Source organism: Thermus amyloliquefaciens, assembly GCF_000744885.1.
Taxonomy (GTDB): domain Bacteria; phylum Deinococcota; class Deinococci; order Deinococcales; family Thermaceae; genus Thermus; species Thermus amyloliquefaciens.
In genome coordinates, this window is the sequence record NZ_JQMV01000003.1 from 1,084,547 (window position 1) to 1,101,376 (window position 16,830).

17 protein-coding genes, 1 tRNA gene and 1 riboswitch are annotated in these 16,830 nt (G+C 68.9%); of the genes, 10 read left to right on the plus strand and 8 right to left on the minus strand.

Going from position 1 to position 16,830, the window contains the following annotated elements:
- Positions 1–43 precede the first annotated feature (43 nt).
- Genes gatC through BS74_RS05865 form a run of 6 tightly spaced genes read left to right on the plus strand, consistent with a single transcriptional unit; the run spans position 44 to position 5,905 of the window.
- The gene (gene gatC / locus BS74_RS05840; RefSeq protein WP_185747704.1) at positions 44–313 is read left to right on the plus strand and encodes an Asp-tRNA(Asn)/Glu-tRNA(Gln) amidotransferase subunit GatC; all 270 of its coding nucleotides are present in this window, start codon (positions 44–46) and stop codon (positions 311–313) included.
- 2 nt (positions 314–315) lie between these two features.
- Positions 316–1,584 (plus strand): serine--tRNA ligase, encoded by a 1,269-nt coding sequence (serS, locus tag BS74_RS05845; protein WP_038056896.1) that lies wholly within the window; start codon positions 316–318, stop codon positions 1,582–1,584.
- The gene (gene menC / locus BS74_RS05850; RefSeq protein WP_038056897.1) at positions 1,575–2,684 is read left to right on the plus strand and encodes an o-succinylbenzoate synthase; all 1,110 of its coding nucleotides are present in this window, start codon (positions 1,575–1,577) and stop codon (positions 2,682–2,684) included. The genes serS and menC overlap by 10 nt, the downstream gene beginning before the upstream one ends.
- Positions 2,657–3,439: a GNAT family N-acetyltransferase gene (locus BS74_RS05855; protein ID WP_038058928.1), complete on the plus strand. Its 783-nt coding sequence runs from the start codon at positions 2,657–2,659 to the stop codon at positions 3,437–3,439. Before menC ends, BS74_RS05855 begins: the two co-directional genes overlap by 28 nt.
- Complete coding sequence (locus BS74_RS05860) at positions 3,420–4,529, plus strand: amidohydrolase family protein (RefSeq protein WP_038056898.1); 1,110 nt, start codon at positions 3,420–3,422, stop codon at positions 4,527–4,529. The genes BS74_RS05855 and BS74_RS05860 overlap by 20 nt, the downstream gene beginning before the upstream one ends.
- A complete protein-coding gene (locus tag BS74_RS05865; RefSeq protein WP_185747705.1) occupies positions 4,529–5,905 on the plus strand; it encodes a chloride channel protein in 1,377 nt (458 codons plus the stop codon). Before BS74_RS05860 ends, BS74_RS05865 begins: the two co-directional genes overlap by 1 nt.
- Here BS74_RS05865 and BS74_RS05870 read toward each other — a convergent pair.
- Complete coding sequence (locus tag BS74_RS05870; RefSeq protein ID WP_038058933.1) at positions 5,793–6,446, minus strand: PIG-L deacetylase family protein; 654 nt, start codon at positions 6,444–6,446, stop codon at positions 5,793–5,795. The two genes, BS74_RS05865 and BS74_RS05870, sit on opposite strands and share 113 nt — an antisense overlap.
- 68 nt (positions 6,447–6,514) lie before the next feature.
- Between BS74_RS05870 and aroH the strand changes: the two genes are divergently transcribed.
- Both aroH and BS74_RS05880 read left to right on the plus strand, forming a co-directional pair.
- Positions 6,515–6,883, plus strand: a complete 369-nt coding sequence (aroH, locus tag BS74_RS05875) for a chorismate mutase (RefSeq protein ID WP_038056899.1) — start codon at positions 6,515–6,517, stop codon at positions 6,881–6,883.
- A 49-nt stretch (positions 6,884–6,932) separates the two neighbouring features.
- Positions 6,933–7,367, plus strand: coding sequence for a hypothetical protein (locus BS74_RS05880; protein WP_038056901.1), 435 nt, complete (start codon positions 6,933–6,935; stop codon positions 7,365–7,367).
- Positions 7,368–7,369: 2 nt separating this feature from the next.
- Here the strand turns inward: BS74_RS05880 and BS74_RS05885 are convergent, their stop codons facing one another.
- The 6 genes from BS74_RS05885 to BS74_RS05910 all read right to left on the minus strand — a co-directional run bounded on the left by BS74_RS05885 (position 7,370) and on the right by BS74_RS05910 (position 12,746).
- A complete protein-coding gene (locus BS74_RS05885; protein ID WP_038056903.1) occupies positions 7,370–8,521 on the minus strand; it encodes a WD40 repeat domain-containing protein in 1,152 nt (383 codons plus the stop codon).
- A complete protein-coding gene (locus BS74_RS05890) occupies positions 8,518–10,107 on the minus strand; it encodes an aldehyde dehydrogenase family protein (protein WP_038056907.1) in 1,590 nt (529 codons plus the stop codon). The genes BS74_RS05885 and BS74_RS05890 overlap by 4 nt, the downstream gene beginning before the upstream one ends.
- 19 nt (positions 10,108–10,126) lie before the next feature.
- Positions 10,127–10,612, minus strand: coding sequence for a pantetheine-phosphate adenylyltransferase (coaD, locus tag BS74_RS05895; protein WP_038056910.1), 486 nt, complete (start codon positions 10,610–10,612; stop codon positions 10,127–10,129).
- Positions 10,613–11,128, minus strand: coding sequence for an RsmD family RNA methyltransferase (locus tag BS74_RS05900; protein WP_038056913.1), 516 nt, complete (start codon positions 11,126–11,128; stop codon positions 10,613–10,615).
- A gap of 10 nt (positions 11,129–11,138) precedes the next feature.
- The gene (locus tag BS74_RS05905; protein ID WP_038058936.1) at positions 11,139–12,629 is read right to left on the minus strand and encodes a Na/Pi cotransporter family protein; all 1,491 of its coding nucleotides are present in this window, start codon (positions 12,627–12,629) and stop codon (positions 11,139–11,141) included.
- Positions 12,630–12,669: 40 nt separating this feature from the next.
- Positions 12,670–12,746, minus strand: a tRNA-Pro gene (locus BS74_RS05910).
- A gap of 114 nt (positions 12,747–12,860) precedes the next feature.
- A riboswitch (SAM riboswitch) is annotated at positions 12,861–12,997 on the plus strand.
- Positions 12,998–13,118: 121 nt separating this feature from the next.
- Between BS74_RS05910 and BS74_RS05915 the strand changes: the two genes are divergently transcribed.
- Positions 13,119–14,384, plus strand: a complete 1,266-nt coding sequence (locus BS74_RS05915; RefSeq protein WP_038056915.1) for an O-acetylhomoserine aminocarboxypropyltransferase/cysteine synthase family protein — start codon at positions 13,119–13,121, stop codon at positions 14,382–14,384.
- The gene (gene metX / locus BS74_RS05920; RefSeq protein WP_038056917.1) at positions 14,381–15,523 is read left to right on the plus strand and encodes a homoserine O-acetyltransferase MetX; all 1,143 of its coding nucleotides are present in this window, start codon (positions 14,381–14,383) and stop codon (positions 15,521–15,523) included. The genes BS74_RS05915 and metX overlap by 4 nt, the downstream gene beginning before the upstream one ends.
- A 6-nt stretch (positions 15,524–15,529) precedes the next feature.
- On the opposite strand, the gene mnmE is transcribed toward metX, so the two are convergent.
- Positions 15,530–16,828, minus strand: a complete 1,299-nt coding sequence (gene mnmE, locus BS74_RS05925) for a tRNA uridine-5-carboxymethylaminomethyl(34) synthesis GTPase MnmE (RefSeq protein WP_038056919.1) — start codon at positions 16,826–16,828, stop codon at positions 15,530–15,532.
- Positions 16,829–16,830 lie beyond the last annotated feature (2 nt).

The following is a 16,830-nucleotide window of genomic DNA, read 5'->3' on the forward strand; positions in this document are numbered from 1 at the left end:
CCCCTAAGCTTGGGCACTGAGGGCTTTCGGTAAAATGCGGGGCATGGAGCTATCCCCGGAGCTTCTACGCAAGTTGGAAAGCCTTGCCAAAATCCGGCTTTCCCCCGAGGAGGAGGCCCTCCTTCTAGCGGACCTAGGGCGCATCCTGGAGTTCGTGGACGCCCTGCCCCAGGGGGAGGACCTCGAGGAGGAAGCGGCCACGGGCCGCCTGCGGGAGGACGAGCCCCTCCCTTCCCTCCCCCAAGGGGAAGCCCTCAAGCTGGCCCCGGAGGCGGAGGAGGGGTTTTTCCGGGTGCCCAAGGTGCTGGAGTAGCCATGGTGGACCTGAAGCGTCTCCGCCTCGAGCCCGAGACCTTCCGCCGGGCCATCGCCCTCAAGGGGGTGGCCCTGGACCTGGACGAGCTTCTGGCCCTGGACCGGGAGGTGCAGGGCCTCAAGCAAAGGCTCCAGGACCTACAGACCGAGCGCAACCGCATCGCCAAGGAGGTGCCCAAGGCGCCCCCGGAGGCCAGACCCGCCCTCATCGCCCAGGGCAAGGCCCTGGCGGAGGAGGCCAAGGGGGTGGAGGAGGCCCTGCGGGAAAAGGAGGCCCGGCTTTGGGAGCTCCTCCTCCAGGTCCCCCTCCCCCCTTGGCCCGGGGCCCCGGTGGGGCCGGACGACTCCGCCAACGTGGAGATCAAGCGGGTGGGCACCCCCCCGGAGTTTCCCTTCCCCCCCTTGGACCACGTGAGCCTCCTGGAGAAAAACGGCTGGTGGGAGCCCCGGATCAGCCAGGTTTCCGGAAGCCGCACCTATGCCCTACGGGGGGACCTGGCCCTCTATGAGCTGGCCCTGATCCGCTTCGCCATGGACTTCATGGCGGCCAAGGGCTACACCCCCCTCACCCTCCCCTCCTACGCCCGGGAGAAGGCCTTCGTGGGCACCGGCCACTTCCCCGCCGCCCGGGACCAGGTCTGGCCCATCGCGGGCACGGACCTCTACCTCACGGGCACCGCGGAGGTGGTGCTCAACGCCCTGCACATGGGGGAGATCCTCAGGGCCGAGGAACTGCCCAAGCGCTATGCGGGCTACGCCCCCGCCTTCCGCTCGGAGGCGGGAAGCTTTGGCAAGGACGTGCGGGGCCTCATGCGGGTGCACCAGTTCCACAAGGTGGAGCAGTACGTCCTCACCGAGGCCAGCCTCGAGGCCTCCGACCAGGCCTTCCAGGAGCTTTTGGCGAACGCCGAGGAGATCCTAAACCTTCTGGAACTCCCTTACCGCCTCCTGGAGGTCTCCACCGGGGACATGGGCCCGGGGAAGTGGCGGCAGGTGGACCTGGAGGTCTTTGTCCCCTCGGAGGGGCGTTACCGGGAAACCCATTCCTGCTCGGCCCTTTTGGACTGGCAGGCCCGGCGGGCGGACCTCCGCTACCGGGACCGGGAGGGCAGGGTGCAGTACGCCTACACCCTGAACAACACCGCCCTGGCCACCCCCAGGATCCTGGTGATGCTTTTGGAAAACCACCAGCTTCCCGACGGGCGGGTGCGGGTGCCCAAGGCCTTGGTGCCCTACATGGGCAAGGAGGTGTTGGAACCGTGCGCATAGAGGCGGCTGAGCTTCGCATCCTGGAGCTACCCCTGAGGTTCCGCTTTGAGACCAGCTTCGGGGTGCAGACGAGGAGGACCATCCTCCTCTTGAGGCTCTTCGGGGAGGGCCTGGAGGGCCTGGGGGAAGGGGTGATGGAAAGGTTACCCCTCTACCGGGAGGAGACGGTGGCGGGGGCCCGTTACCTGTTGGAGGAGGTCTTCCTGCCCCAGGTGCTGGGGAAGGACTTTCCCAACCCTGAGGCCCTGGGCCAAGCCCTCGCCCCCTTCCGGGGCAACCCCATGGCCAAGGCGGTGCTGGAGATGGCCTTCTGGGACCTCTTTGCCAAGGGCCTGGGCAAGCCCCTGTGGCAGGTGCTGGGCGGGGTGCGGCAGGAGGTGGAGGTGGGGGTTTCCCTGGGCATCCAGCCCTCGGTGGCGGAAACCCTAAAGGCGGTGGAGCGGCACCTCGCCCAGGGCTACCGGCGCATCAAGCTCAAGATCAAGCCCGGGTGGGACTACGAGGTGCTGAAGGCGGTGCGCCAGGCCTTCCCCGAGGCCACCCTCACCGCGGACGCCAACAGCGCCTACCGCCTTTCGGACTTCCCCCGGCTCAGGCGGCTGGACGAGCTCTTTTTGGATTACCTTGAGCAACCCCTGGGCTACGACGACCTCCTGGACCACGCCAAGCTCGGGCGGGAACTGGCCACCCCCATCTGCCTGGACGAGAGCCTCACCTCCGCGGAAAAGGCCAGGAAGGCCATAGAGCTTGGGGCAGGCCGGGTCTTCAACATCAAGCCCGCCCGGCTTGGGGGCCACGGGGAAAGCCTCAAGGTCCACGCCCTGGCGCAAAGCGCCGGGATCCCCCTTTGGATGGGGGGGATGCTGGAGGCGGGGGTGGGAAGGGCCCACAACCTGCACCTGGCCACCCTGCCCGGCTTCACCAAGCCCGGGGACGTGAGCTCCAGCAGCCGCTACTGGGAGGAGGACCTGGTGGAGGAGGCCCTCGAGGCCCAGGAGGGCCTCATGCCCGTGCCGGAAGGGCCCGGCATCGGGGTGCACCTGAAGCTTCCCCTCGTGGAGCGGATCACCCTATGGCAGAGGTACGTGTCCGCGAGCTAAGGGGCCCCCAGGAGATGGAGGCCGTGGTGGAGCTCCAGCGGGAGGTCTGGGGCCGCGCGGAAAGCGACCTGGTGCCCAGGGGCCTCCTCATCGCGGTCCAGGACGAGGGGGGGCTGGTGGCGGGGGCGTTTGTGGAGGGGAGGCTGGTGGGCTTCGTCTTCGGGTTCCCCACCAAAGACCCCACCCTGCAACACTCCCACATGCTGGGGGTGCTGGAGGCCTACCGGGGCACGGGGGCCGCCCTTCTCCTCAAGCGCTTCCAGCGGGACTGGTGCCTGGCCCGGGGGATCAGGAGGGTGGTCTGGACCTTTGACCCCTTGAGGGGGGTGAACGCCAACTTCAACCTGAGGAAGCTTGGGGCCACCGCCAAAACCTACCTTCCCGACCACTACGGGCCCATGACGGGCATCAACGCCGGGGCCCCCTCGGACCGGCTCCTGGCGGAGTGGGAGCTTTTGGCCGAGCGGGTCTACGCCCGCCTCTACGACCCCCCCAAGGAGCCCCAGGTGGACGGCCTCCCCCAGGCCAACCGGGTGGAGGGGGAGGTGCCCCTCGAGGCCCGGCTGGACCTGGAGGCCCCCCGCCTCCTCTTCCAGATCCCCGAGGACTGGGGGCGGATCCTGCGGGAGGACCCAAACCTCGCCCTCCGCTGGCGGGAGCACAGCCGCCAGGTCCTGGGCCACTACTTCGCCCGGGGCTACCGGGCGGTGGACTTCGCGCGGGGACCCAACCGGTATGTTCTGGCTAAGGACTGAGCTCTGGACCGCCGAGGTGGTCTACACGGGCTTCGGCACCCCCATGCTCCGGGGGGCCATCGCCGTGCAGGGGAAGCACGTGGTAGGCCAAGGCCCCCTGGAGGAGCTGAGGCGCCGCTTCCCCGAGGCGGAGGTGGTGCCCAAGGGAAAGGCCCTCTTCCCTCCCCCGGTGAACGCCCACACCCACCTGGACCTCTCCCTCCACCCCCTCTACCGGGGCCCCTTCTCCGGCTTCATCCCCCACGTGGTGGCCCACCGCGCCAAGCGGGGCCTGGAGGCGGCGCGGAGGGGCCTGGAGGAGCTTCTGGCCTCCGGGGTGGGGGCCTTTGCCGACATCGTGTTCCACGAGGAGGTGATGGACTTCCTCCTGGAGGAAAGCCCCCTGCCCGGGGTGGCCTTCTACGAGGTCTTCGCCCCGGACCCCAGCGTGGCGGAGGAGGTCTTCCAAAGGGTGCGGGCCAGGGTGGAGGCCTGGAGGAGGAAGGAGGGCCGGGTGAGGGTGGGCCTCTCCCCCCACGCCCCCTACTCCGTGAGCGCCCCCCTCCTGAGGAGGCTTGCCCAGTACGCCAAGGCCGAAGGCCTTCCCCTCATGGTCCACGCGGGGGAAAGCCCCGAGGAGGTGGCCTTCCTCCTAAGGGGGGAAGGCCCCTTGGCCGAGGTCCACCGCCGCTTTAGCCAAACCCCCTGGACGCCCCCGGGCCTCAGCCCCGTGCGCTACCTCCACGCCCTGGGGGTCCTGGGGCCCAGCACCCTCCTGGTGCACGGAGTGCAGGTGGACGAGGAGGAGGTGAGGCTCTTGGCGGAGACGGGCACCAAGGTGGTCCTGTGCCCGCGCTCCAACGCCGGGCTAGGGGTGGGCGAGCCCCCCCTGGCCCTCTACGCCCGCCACGGGGTGGAGGTGGCCCTGGGCACCGACTCCCGGGCCAGCAGCCCCGACCTGGACGTGAAGGGCGAGGCCCTGTTCCTCTGGGGGAAGGCGGAGCCCAGGCTCCTGGTGCGGGCCCTGACCCGGGGAGGGTACCGGGCCTTGGGCCTTCCCACCCCCCGCCTGACCCGGGGAAGCCCCGCCCGTCTGGTACACTCCCTCTGATGCGCCCCCTGGGCCGCGGCCCCCAGCTCAGCCTCCCCTCCCTTTGGGATGAGGAGATCCGGCACACCGGCCCCCTCATCCTCTACAGCGCCTTCACCGGGGCCCTGGCCGGCCTGGGGGTGGCCCTGTGGAATGGCCTCCTTCGGGTTTTGACCGAGGCGTTTGGCCTTTTCTTTGGCTACCTGGCCCCCGAGCCCCCAGGGGAAGGGGGATTGGTCCAGGTCTTCACGGGGCCTTCCCTCTGGCCCCTGGCCTTCCTCCTTCCCCTGCTCTTCGCCCTCACCAGCTTCTTGGGAACGGGGCAGGGGCTTGCCGCGCTCCTGCTCCAGGCCCGGGAGGACCGGCCAAGCCCCCCCTTGGCCCACCTGCGGGCGGTTTTGGGGGGGACGCTCCAGCTCTCCCTCTACTCCCCCATGGGGCGGGAAGGTCCCTTTGGGGTGCTGGGGCTTTGGCTTGGCCGGGGCCTGGACCGCCGTTTCCCCCGCCTGGGCGGCGGGCTGGCCTTCGCCGGGCTGGCCGCCGGGCTTGGGGCCAGCCTCCACGCCCCCGTGGCCGGGGCCCTCTTGGCCACGGAGATCCTCTACCGGAGCCTGCTCCTCGAGGCCCGGGCCCTGACCCCAGCCCTGATCGGGGCCTTGGCCGGTTTTGCCGTCTACGGGGCCTTCTACGGCTACGCGCCCCTGCTTTTCTTCCAGGTCCAGGTGGACCTGGGTGCCCTTCCCGCGGGCGCCTTGGTGGGGCTGGCGGCCGCCGCCCTGGCCGCCTTATGGCTGGAGGGGTCCCGCCTGCTGGAGGACCGCCTCCGCCCCCTCCCCTATCCCGGGCGGCACGCCCTCCTGGGCCTGGCCTTAGCCCTTTCGCTCCTCTTCCTGCCCGAGGCCTTGGGGAGCGGCCTGGGCTGGGTGGCCGTGGCCACCACCCCCCTCCTGCCTCCCCTGGCTGTGCTCTCCTTGCTCTTCGCCAAGCTCCTTCTCCTCCTCCTGGCGGGCGGGGTACGGGCCTACGGGGGCCCCTACACCCCGGCCCTGGTCCTGGGAGGGCTCCTGGGAGCCTTCCTGGCCCACCTGCCAGGCCCCTTGGCCCTACCCCCGGAAACCCTGGCCTTGGCGGGAAGCGTGGCGGTGCTGGCAGGGGTGGCCCGCGCCCCCTTCGCCGCCACCGTTTTGGCGGCGGAGTGGGGCGGGTACGCCACCTTACCCCTGGTCCTGCCCGCGGTGCTCTTGGCCTACGTCCTCACCCCCGCCCACAACCCCACGGAGGGGGTCAGGGAAGCGCAGGCCACGCCGGCAAGGACTCCGTCTGAAACGCCTCCGCAAAGGGAACCCCCGCCTCCTGACCCCGAAGCCGCCGGCGGGCGCGAAACTCCTCCAGGGTAAAGGGCCAGCGGTAGAACTCCTGGTAAAAGGCAAAGACCGCCTCCGCCACCTCCTGGGTGGCGGTGGTATCCACGTAAAGCCACGGCCTGGCCAGCTCCCTGCGGGGGTAGTGGTAGAGACGGACCGGCTTGCGGTGCGCTTCCCCCACGAGTTTGGGGATGCGGCAGAACTTCAGGGCGGACAGGACCGCCTGGTGCGTGGCCCTGTGGTCCGGGTGGACGTCCAAGGGGTCCCAGGTGACCACCGCATCGGGCTGGAACTCGGCCATGATCCGGGCCAAGGCCAGGGCCTCCTCCCTGCTCCCCGTGAGAAAGGTGTCGCGAAAGGGGAGAAAGCGGTACTCGGCCCCGATCATCCGGGCCACGTGGGCCCCGTGCCCCTCCCGTATCTCCGCCACCTGGGCCTCCGCCATGGCCCCGAACTGGCTGGCCAGCTCCCCCCTTGTCATCCAAACCAACAGCACCCGGTCCCCCCGCCGGGCGTGAAGGGCCAAGGTGCCCGCAGCCCCAATCTCATCGTCGGGATGGGCGAACACCGCCATGAGGTTCATGCTCCCTAGCCTACCCTCCTTGCCCCACGGGATAAAACCCCTTAGCATGGGGCCCAACTATGGTCCGGGGCATCCGAGGCGCCATCACCGTGGAGGAGGACACGCCGGAGGCCATCCACCAGGCCACCCGTGAGCTCCTCCTCAAAATGCTGGAGGCAAACGGCATCCAAAGCCACGAGGAGCTGGCGGCCATCATCTTCACGGTTACGGAGGACCTGTGCTCCGCCTTCCCCGCCGAGGCCGCCCGCCAGATCGGCATGCACCGGGTGCCTCTCCTCTCCGCCCGGGAGGTGCCGGTGCCGGGAAGCCTGCCCCGGGTGATCCGGGTCCTGGCCCTTTGGAACACCGACACCCCCCAGGACCAGGTGCGCCACGTGTACTTAAGGGAGGCGGTGCGGCTTAGGCCCGATCTGGAAAGCGCCCAATGAGCCTTGACACCCTGGCCCCTTGGGCGTACCCTAAAAAGGGAGGTGCAGGATGAAAAAGGCATATCTGGCTTGGGGGATAGCGGCGCTTCTCAGCCTAGGAGTGGCCCAGCATGCGGGGGGCCTCACCCTGGAAAGGGTGGAGGCCCTGCGGCAGGAAGCCCGGAAGGCCTACCCCGTAGGATTCGTGGACCTCGCGCCCTGGAAGCGGGCCTTGGAGGCCGCGGAGGCCCTGGCGAAGCAAAACCCCAACGACCTCCGGGCCCTCCGTCTTTTGGCCGAGATCTACACCGAGACCCAGTGGGCCATCCGCGCCTGGGAGGCCTGGATGAACTATCGGGAAAAGGGGGGCACCTGGGACGAGGCCGCCAGGCAGGCGGCGGCCAAGGTGGCCCGGACCCTGGCCTTCTACGCCAACCAGCGCGGGGACCGGGCCGAGGCCGAGCGCTGGGCAGCCCAGGCCCAGGCGGTGGAGGCGGGCCAGTAGGCCTAGGGCAGACGGAAGAGGAGGACCCGACCTTCCCCCCCACTTGTGGCCAAGGTGGGGGTTTGGGGGTGGAAATCCAGCCCGTACACCGGACCGGTATGCCCCACGTAAACCCGCTCCAAAAGGCCCGCCTCGAGGTCGTAGAGGCGCACCTCCCGGTCCTGCCCTCCGGAGGCTAGGTAACGGCCGTCCGGACTGAAGGCCAGGCTCAAGGTCAGGTCCTTGTGGGCGTAGAGGAGCCGGGGTTCAGGCCCGCCCGGGGCCAGGAGGTCCAAAAGCCTCACCCCCCCGTCCGCCGAAGCCACGGCGAGGTAGCGGCCGTCGGGGCGGAAGGCCAGGGCGTAGACCGGCCCTCCCGGGACCCGGATCTCCCCCCGCTTCCCTGGGAGGGTGAGGTCCCACACCTCCACCCGGCCCACGGAAAGCCCCAAGCCGAGAACCCTCCCCCCGGGGCTTTGGGCTGCGGAGAAGAGGTAAGGGCTTAAGGAGCGAGTGGCCAGGACCTTTCCCGTGGCAGGGTCAAACAGGGTGAGGTTTCCGCGGAGCTGGAGGCCGAAGAGGCGGCCCCTTGAGTCAAAGCCCACCTTGAGGAAAGCCGGCCCCTTGCCCAAAGCCCGGAGGAAACGGCCCTGGGCATCGTAAAGGCGCAGCGTCCCATCCCCCGAGGCCGAGGCGAGGTAGCGGCCGTCGGGGCTGAAGGCCAGGTCGCGCACGTAGGAGGCGTGCCCCTTGAGGTCCAGGGGGGGGCGACCCGGGGGGAGGAAGCGGACCTGCCCGGCCTCATCCCCCAGGGCCAAGACCCCCTGGGGACCGTAGGCCAAGGCGTAGACCAAGCCCTTTCCTCCCTTAAGGGCTTCCCCCTGGGGGTCATAGCGCAGGAGTTCGGCGGTGAAGGCCCCCAGGCCCCCTTCCCCCACCTCCACCCGGGCCTCGTAGGCCAGGTAGGTCCCCCCAGGCTCCTCGAGGCGCAGGCGGAGAAGGTGGCGGCCCGGGGCGGCCTGGACCTCGAGGGGGCAGGTCCCCAAGAGGCTACTGTCCCAGAAGACCTGGGCGGGCCTGGCCTCTCCCCGGAAGCGGCAGTCCAGTTGAAAGGCCGGGGCGAGGGTCTGGGCCAGGGCCGGAAGGAGTAGGAAGAGGAGACCCAGCGCCCTCATCCCAACACCTCCTCCCAAGGCGTGGGCGCCTTGGGGCTCACGTAGCCCGTGTCCATCTGGGCCAGCTGGAGCCTGCCCGAGTACTCCTCGTTCACCGCGTGCCAGTAGGTGTACTCCTCGAGGACCCAGATCCCCGACTCCCGGGCCCCGTTGCCGCTGGCCTTCACCCCCCCGAAGGGCAGGTGGGCCTCCGCGCCCACGGTGGCGTTGTTGATGCTGGTCATCCCCGCCCGGATCCCCACCTTGAAGAGGTAGGCCCAGTGGCGGTGGTGGGTGTAGATGGCGCTGGAAAGGCCGTAAGGGGTGCTGTTGGCCACCTCTATGGCCTCCTCGATGCCGTCCACCTTGACCAGGTTGATGGTGGGGCCGAAGATCTCCTCCCCAAACTGGCGCATGCCGGGCCGGGCCTCCCAGACCGTGGGCCAGCCGAAAAGCCCCGCCTCCGGGTCCCCCAGGAACCGGGGGTAGGGGTTTTCCCGGGTGATCCGGCCCTGGCCGAAGAGCAAGGTGGCCCCATCCTCCCGCCCCCAGGTGTAGTGCTCCAGCCATCGCGCGAACAGGCGCTCGTTGATGAAGGGGCCATAGGTGACCTCGGGGTGCAGAAGGGGGTTCCCCACCACCGTGGCCTCGGTCCTTTCCAGGAAGCGCCTTTTGAACTCCTCGTAGATGGGGGCGTCCACGATGATGTTGCCCGCGGAGGTGCACCGCTGGCCCCCGGTGGCGAAGGCGCTCCACCAGGCCCCTTCCACCGCCAGGTCCAGGTCCGCATCCCGCATGACCACCAGGGGGTTCTTGCCCCCCAGCTCCAGGGTGGGCCGGATCAGGTTCCGGCCCGCCACCTCCCCGATCCAGCGCCCCACCTTGGTGCTCCCGGTGAAGGCGAACTTGTTGAGGAGGCCCTCGTCCATAAGCTCCACCAGCCACTGGCCCGTGGAGTCCTTCCCGCCCCCAAAGACCACGTTGATCACCCCAGGGGGCAGGCCCGCCTCCTCAAAGAGCTTGACGAAGACATAGGAAAGGACGGGGGAGTCATCGGAGGGTTTCCAGACCACCGTGTTGCCCGTCAGGACCGCCGGGATCAGCTTCCAGCTGGGCACGGCGATGGGGAAGTTCCCGGCGGTGATCATCCCCACCACCCCGAGGGGCCTGCGGAAGGTGAAGAGCTCCTTGTTTCGCATCTCGCTGGGCACGGTCTGGCCGTAAAGCCTCCGGCCCTCGGAGGCGAAGAAGAGGGCGGTGTCGATGGCCTCCTGCACGTCCCCGCCCGCCTCCTTGAAGGTCTTCCCCACCTCCCGCACCATGAGCCGGGTCAGGGTGGGCTTCTCCCGCTCCAGGATCTTGGCCAGGTTGAAAAGCACCTGCCCCCGCACGGGCGCCGGGGTCTGGCTCCACTCCCTAAAGGCCTCCCGCGCCTTAAAAGCCGCCTTCCTTAGGGTTTCCTTGGTGCCCTCGGGGAAGCGGGCCACCAGGTCCTCGAGGTCCGAGGGATTCCGCCTCTCCAAGACCTTCCCTTCAAAGACCTCCTCCCCCCCGATCAGGTGGCCCAACTCCAAAGCATTTCCATACTTGCTGGGGAAAGCCTTCATGGCAACCTCCAAGGGGATTTTACCCCTGGCCGAACCTGGCCTTGAGGGCCCTTAGGGTGGCGGGAGGCACCAGCTTGGAGACATCCCCCCCGTAGCGGGCGATCTCCTTCACCATGGTGCTGGACACGAAGGAGTACCGGGTGGCGGCCAGGATGAAAAGGGTTTCCAAGCCCGGCAGGAGCTGGCGGTTTAGATGGGCCATCTGGAGCTCGTACTCGTAGTCGGAAACCGCCCTTAGGCCCTTGACGATGGCCTGTGCCCCCACCCGCCTGACGAAATCCACCAAGAGGCCAGAAAAGGTGTGGGCCTCCACGTTGGGCAGGTGGGCGGTGGCCTCCCGCACGATTTGCAGCCGCTCCTCAGCGGTGAAGAGGTACTGCCCCCGCTTGTTGGGGTTTTCCAACACCGCCACCGTGACCCGGTCAAAGAGGCGGCTTGCCCGCTGGATCACGTCCAGATGGCCATTGGTCAAGGGGTCAAAGCTTCCCGGATAGACCACGTGCATCTAAGCCTCCACCAGGGTGAGGGCGTTTTCCCCGTAAACCCGCCGCTCCCCGAAGGGAAGGTGCAGGTCCTTGGGGTGTTGCAGGATGTAAAGCCCTCCCTTCTCCACCAGGCCGCTTTCCAAAAGGGCCTGGAAGGCCTGGACCAGGTCCATGGGGTAGGGCGGGGCCATGAAGGCCACGGTGTAGCGTTCGCCCCGGGCCTTGGCCTCGGGGAGGAAGACCTCCACGGGAAGGGGCACGATCCGGGCCCTTAGCCCCGTGCGGCGGAGGTTTTCCTTAAGAAGGGCCACCGCCTCCTGGTCCTTCTCCACCAGGGTGGCCTCAAAGCCCTCGCTGGCCGCCTCGAGGCCCACCGCCCCGCTCCCCGCATACAGGTCCAGAAACCGGCCCCGCTTGGGGTAGCGGAGGCGCAGGTAGTCAAAAAGGGCCTTTCTCAGGCGCACCGGGGAGGGCCGGGCCGAAGCCGGCACCTTCAGGGGCACCCCCTTGGCCTTGCCGCCCAGGATCCTCACCACGCCTCTTAGCTTAAAGCTCCCGGACCAAGCGGCAAAGCCTGTCCACCCCGTTGGAAACCTCCTCCAGGGTGATGAGGAGATCCAGGTGGGCCAAGGTGGTGGCCCGGCTCTCCGCCCGGCCGCTTTCCAAACGGCTCAGGTGCGCCCGCCGCAGACGATCCAGGAAAGCCCCCACCTCCCCTTCCTCGGCCAAAACCCCCTCCGCTAAGGCCTTGTCCCCCGTGGCCAAGGCCGCGGCCATGCGCTCCAAGCGGCCCAGCACCAGCCTTCCCGCCTCCAGGAGGTCCTCCTTGCCCTCAGGGCTAAAGGTGAGGCCCTGGGCCCAAAGCTTCTCCGCCTGCCGCACCACCCGGCGCACCAGATCCCCCAGGTGCTCAAGCTCCGAGGCCGCCACGAAGAAGCGAACCGCCCGCTCGTCCCGGGTACGGGTGGAAAGCTCGGCGGTGTAGAGGACCACCTCCCGGGTAAGCCGGTCCACCTTTTCCTCCAGGGCCGAAAGCTCCGCCTCGCCGCCCTCCTCCTGGGCCAGGATGCGCACCGCCAGCGCCAGCATGTTCCGCACCGCATCCGCCACCCGGCCCAGCTCCCGTTGCACCAGGGCGTAGGCCAGGCTGGGGGTTTCCAAAGCCTCGAGGGAGAGGTATTTGGGGCTCACGGTGCGACGGGGAAAAAGCCGGTCGGCCAGGCGCAGGTAATGCCCTTGCAAGGGGAGGAAGGCCAAGGCGTAGGCCCCGTGGCTTAGGAGGTGGAGCCCCACCACCCCCACCCCCTCCAGCCGCCCAAGCCAGAGCAAAAAGGGCAGGGAGAGGAGAAACCGGTGCCCCAAAAGCACCGCCCCCAGGGCCCACCCCTCCCGCCTGCCCCCTAGGGCCGCCAGGAAGAGGGCCCCGGAAACCCCCACCCCGGCCCCCAGGGCCAGGGCCATGCTTCCCTGAAGCCCTAAGAGGGGCGCCAGGGCCAAGGCCAAAGCCGCCACCCCGTTGGCGGTCCCCAGGAAGAAGGCCAGGAGGATCCCCACCAGGTACAAGGCCCAAGGACCCGGATCCCAAAGGCCCAGAAGGGGCGCAACGGCCTTAGCCCCTTGGCCCATCTCCAAAAAGCCCAGGAAAAGGAGGCCGAGTCCCAGGAGAACCAGCCCCCCACCCCGGCTTCCCTGGAAAAGGAAAAGCGGAAGGCCGAGGACCAAAAACCCCTCGGCCACCTCCCTCTGGGCCAGGGCCACCACCCCTACCCAGGCGGAAGCCCCGGCGGTGGCCGCCAGGGAAAGGAGGGCGGCCTGCCCCAGGAGAAGGATCCCCCCTTCCCAAAGCCCCAGGGCCAGGAGGGAGAGGCCCGTCCCGCTACCCGAAAGGAGCCCCAACAGGAAGCCGGAGAGCAAAAGGCCCCCCGGTCTGGAAAAGGCCCGCGCCAGCAGGTACCGCTTTCCCTTTAGGGAGGCAAGCCCCTCCCCAATGAGGTGGAGCCCCAAAAGCAAAAGGGCGAGGCCCGCCAGAAAGCCCACGGCAGGAGTATACGAAAAGCCGGCCCTAAGGCCGGCCCTCTGGTCGGGGAGACTGGATTTGAACCAGCGACCCCCTCGTCCCGAACGAGGTGCGCTACCGGGCTGCGCTACTCCCCGTAGCGGAGTCCAGTATAGGGGAGGAGGGCCAAAAGGTCAAAGGGTTGACGGAAAGGAGCCCTCCTCCTACACTAACCCTTAACCGCGCCGGGGCGCGGCGAAAACCAGCCCGTTCTCTTATCCAGAGCGGTGGAGGGTACGGCCCTGTGAAACCGCGGCAACCTCCCACCCCTTCCGTCCCATAACCGGATGCGGGTGGGGCTGGTGCCAAGGCCGGCCCGGGTGGGGGAAACACCCGGGGACGATAAGAGAGGGGGGTAAGCGCCACGCCCAACCCCTTCCAGGCGAGAGAACGGTGCCTCTTGCTGGAAGGGGCCTTCTTATTGGCCCCTTCCAAGCGCCCCCGGCGGGTTCTTGGAAAGGAGGCCAAGGATGCGCTTTGAAACCCTGCAGCTCCACGCCGGCTACGAACCCGAGCCCACCACGCTGAGCCGTCAGGTACCCATCTACCCCACCACCAGCTACGTCTTCAAGAGCCCGGAACACGCCGCCCATCTCTTCGCCCTGAAGGAGTTCGGGAACATCTACTCCCGGATCATGAACCCCACGGTGGAGGTGCTGGAAAAGCGCCTGGCGGCCCTCGAGGGGGGCAAGGCGGCCCTGGCCACCTCCTCGGGCCACGCCGCCCAGTTCCTGGCCCTCACCACCTTGGCCCAGGCGGGGGATAACATCGTCTCCACCCCGAACCTTTACGGGGGAACCTTCAACCAGTTCAAGGTCACCCTGAGGCGGCTTGGGATTGAGGTGCGCTTCACCTCCCGCGAGGAACGCCCGGAGGAGTTTTTGGCCCTCACCGACGAAAGGACCAGGGCCTGGTGGGTGGAGTCCATCGGCAACCCCGCCCTGAACCTCCCGGACCTCGAGGCCCTGGCCCAGGCCGCCCGGGAGGTGGGGGTGGCCCTCATCGTGGACAACACCTTCGGCATGGGGGGCTACCTCCTGAGGCCCCTGGAATGGGGGGCCGCCCTGGTGACCCATTCCCTCACCAAGTGGGTGGGCGGGCACGGGGCGGTGATCGCCGGGGGCATCGTGGACGGGGGGAACTTCCCTTGGGACAATGGCCGCTATCCCCTCCTCACCGAACCCCAGCCCGGCTACCACGGCCTCAGGCTGGTGGAAGCCTTCGGGGACCTGGCCTTCATCGTAAAGGCCCGGGTGGATGGGCTACGCGACCAGGGCCAGGCCCTGGGCCCCTTTGAGGCCTGGGTGGTGCTCCTCGGGATGGAAACCCTCTCCCTAAGGGCCGAGCGCCACGTGGAAAACACCCTGCACCTGGCCCACTGGCTACGGGAACAGCCAGAGGTGGCCTGGGTGAACTACCCCGGGCTTCCGGAACACCCCCACCACGCCCGCGCCCAGAAGTACTTCCGGGGGAAACCCGGGGCCGTCCTCACCTTTGGCCTTAAGGGAGGGTACGAGGCCGCCAAGCGCTTCATCTCCCGCCTTCGCCTCATCTCCCACCTGGCCAACGTGGGGGATACCCGCACCCTGGCCATCCACCCCGCCTCCACCACCCACTCCCAGCTCTCAGAGGAGGAGCAGGCCCTGGCCGGGGTCAGCCCGGAGATGGTGCGCCTCAGCGTGGGCCTCGAGCACGTGGAGGACCTGAAGGCGGAGCTTAAGGAGGCCCTCCGATGAGCGAGATCGCCCTGGAAACCTGGGGGGAGCACGAGGCCCTCATCCTCAAGCCCCCCCGCTCCCCCCTCTCCATCCCCCCGCCCAAACCCCGGACCGCGGTGCTTTTCCCCAGGCGGGAGGGGTTCTACACGGAGCTGGGCGGGTTCCTGCCGGAGGTGCGCCTCCGCTTTGAAACCTACGGGAGGCTCTCCCGCCTAAGGGACAACGCCGTCTTGGTCTTCCACGCCCTCACCGGCAGCGCCCACCTGGCGGGCACCTACGACGAGGCCACCTTCCAAAGCCTCTCCCCCCTGGAGAGGGCCTTTGGCCGGCAAGGGTGGTGGGACTCCCTGGTGGGCCCGGGGCGCATCCTGGACCCGGCCCTTTACTACGTGATCTCCGCCAACCACTTGGGAAGCTGCTACGGCTCCACGGGGCCCCTCTCCCCCGACCCCCGCACGGGGAGGCCCTACGGCCAGGGCTTCCCCCCCCTCACCATCCGCGACCTGGCCCGGGCCCAGGCGAGGCTTCTGGACCACCTGGGGGTGGAGAAGGCGGTGGTCATCGGGGGGAGCCTTGGGGGGATGGTGGCCTTGGAGTTCGCCCTCATGTACCCGGAGAGGGTCAAGAAGCTGGTGGTCCTGGCCGCCCCCGCCAGGCATGGGCCCTGGGCCCGGGCCTTCAACCACCTAAGCCGCCAGGCCATCCTCTTAGACCCCGAGTACCACTTGGGCCATCCCGCCCCCCGGGGCATGGCCCTGGCCCGGGGCATCGCCATGATGAGCTACCGGGCGCCCAGGGGCTTTGAGGCCCGCTGGGGCCAGGAACCCGAAAAGGGGGAGACCTATTTGGACCACCAGGGGGAGAAGTTCCTAAAGCGCTTCCACGCGGAAAGCTACCTGGTCCTCTCCCGGGCCATGGACACCCACGACGTGGGCCGGGGAAGGGGTGGGGTGGAGGAGGCCCTCAAGCGGCTGAAGCCCCTGCCCTCCCTGTTTGTGGGCATCGACACCGACCTCCTCTACCCCGCGGAGGAGGTGCGGCAGGTGGCCCGGCTTAGCGGGGGCCGGTACCGGGAGATCCGAAGCCCCCACGGCCACGACGCCTTCCTGATTGAGACCGACCAGGTGGAGGCCATCCTGGACGCCTTCCTGCCCTGAGGGGCCTCATTTGCCCACGCAGAAGCGCTCAAAGATCCGGGCCACCACCTCCTCGGAAACCTCCCGCCTGCCCCTTAAGGAGGCCAAGGCCCTGAGGGCCTCCTCTAGGGCCATCCCCATGAGGTCCTCGGGAAGGCAGAGGGCCTCCCGAAGCCTTTCCCTGGCGCGATGGAGGGCCTCGAGCTGCCGTTCGCTGAGGAGGTACTCCCCTTCCTCCTTGCCCAAAAGCACCTCCCGGATGGCCTCCTTCAGCCGCTCCAGGCCCTCCCCCGTCACGCTGGACACGGGGATAAACCCCGGGTCCTCCCAAAGGGGGGGAAGGTCGGCCTTGGTGGCCACCTTTAGGCTCCTAGGGGGCAAGGGAGGGGGGGAAGGCTTGGGGGCGGAGCGGTCGGCCACGTAGAGCACCAAATCCGCCTCCTGGGCGATCCGCAGGGCCCGCTCCACCCCCGCCCGCTCCAGGGGGTCCGAGGTGTCCCGGATCCCCGCGGTGTCCACCGCCAAGAGGGGGATGCCAAAGAGCTCCAAGGGCGCCTCCAGGTAGTCCCGGGTGGTGCCGGGGATGGGGGACACCAGGGCCCGCTCGTAGCCCAAAAGGGCGTTTAGGAGGGAGCTTTTCCCGGCGTTGGGGGCCCCGATCAGGGCGAGCCGGGCTCCCCTTTGCGCCAGGCGGGAGGAGCGGGCCTGGGCCAGGAGGGCCTCCACCTCTTTAAGGACCTCCCCGATGACCCGCCGGGCCTCCAGGGGCTCCACCCCCTCCTCGGGGTAGTCCAAAAGGGCTTGGATGTGGGCCAGAAGGGAGAGGAGCCGGTCCTCCAAGGCGGCGATCCTCCGGGAGAACCCCCCCTCGAGGCTCCTCAGGGCCTGGCGGCGGGCCAGGTCCCCTTCCGCCTCCACCAGGGCCAAGACCGCCTCCGCCTGGGCCAGGTCCAGCTTCCCGTTCATGTAGGCCCGGAAGGTGAACTCCCCGGGACCGGCCAGGCGGGCCCCGGCCTTCACCAGGGCCTCCAGAACCCGCCGGAGCACCGCCGGGGAGCCGTGGGTCTGGAACTCGCAGGCATCCTCCCCCGTGTAGGAGCGGGGGGCCCGGAAGACCAGGAGAAGGGCCTGGTCCAAGACCTCCCCGGTTTCCGGGTCCACCACCTCCCCCAGGGTGAACCGCCCACCCCCAAGCCCCCTCGGGTCCTTCCCCCGCCACACCCGGCTTGCCACCTCCAAGGCCCCTTCCCCGGAGAGGCGCACCACCCCTATGGCCCCCTTCCCCGGGGGGGTGGCGATGGCGCAGATGGGTTCCCTCAGGGTCATGG

What these genes read in the sequence shown, in the direction of transcription:
- gatC (WP_185747704.1), top strand. Translation starts at nt 44, where the DNA reads ATGGAGCTATCCCCGGAGCTTCTACGCAAGTTGGAAAGCCTTGCCAAA.
- serS (WP_038056896.1), top strand. Translation starts at nt 316, where the DNA reads ATGGTGGACCTGAAGCGTCTCCGCCTCGAGCCCGAGACCTTCCGCCGG.
- BS74_RS05855 (WP_038058928.1), top strand. Translation starts at nt 2,657, where the DNA reads ATGGCAGAGGTACGTGTCCGCGAGCTAAGGGGCCCCCAGGAGATGGAG.
- BS74_RS05860 (WP_038056898.1), top strand. Translation starts at nt 3,420, where the DNA reads ATGTTCTGGCTAAGGACTGAGCTCTGGACCGCCGAGGTGGTCTACACG.
- BS74_RS05865 (WP_185747705.1), top strand. Translation starts at nt 4,529, where the DNA reads ATGCGCCCCCTGGGCCGCGGCCCCCAGCTCAGCCTCCCCTCCCTTTGG.
- BS74_RS05870 (WP_038058933.1), bottom strand. Translation starts at nt 6,446, where the DNA reads ATGGCGGTGTTCGCCCATCCCGACGATGAGATTGGGGCTGCGGGCACC.
- aroH (WP_038056899.1), top strand. Translation starts at nt 6,515, where the DNA reads ATGGTCCGGGGCATCCGAGGCGCCATCACCGTGGAGGAGGACACGCCG.
- BS74_RS05880 (WP_038056901.1), top strand. Translation starts at nt 6,933, where the DNA reads ATGAAAAAGGCATATCTGGCTTGGGGGATAGCGGCGCTTCTCAGCCTA.
- BS74_RS05885 (WP_038056903.1), bottom strand. Translation starts at nt 8,521, where the DNA reads ATGAGGGCGCTGGGTCTCCTCTTCCTACTCCTTCCGGCCCTGGCCCAG.
- BS74_RS05890 (WP_038056907.1), bottom strand. Translation starts at nt 10,107, where the DNA reads ATGAAGGCTTTCCCCAGCAAGTATGGAAATGCTTTGGAGTTGGGCCAC.
- coaD (WP_038056910.1), bottom strand. Translation starts at nt 10,612, where the DNA reads ATGCACGTGGTCTATCCGGGAAGCTTTGACCCCTTGACCAATGGCCAT.
- BS74_RS05915 (WP_038056915.1), top strand. Translation starts at nt 13,119, where the DNA reads ATGCGCTTTGAAACCCTGCAGCTCCACGCCGGCTACGAACCCGAGCCC.
- metX (WP_038056917.1), top strand. Translation starts at nt 14,381, where the DNA reads ATGAGCGAGATCGCCCTGGAAACCTGGGGGGAGCACGAGGCCCTCATC.
- mnmE (WP_038056919.1), bottom strand. Translation starts at nt 16,828, where the DNA reads ATGACCCTGAGGGAACCCATCTGCGCCATCGCCACCCCCCCGGGGAAG.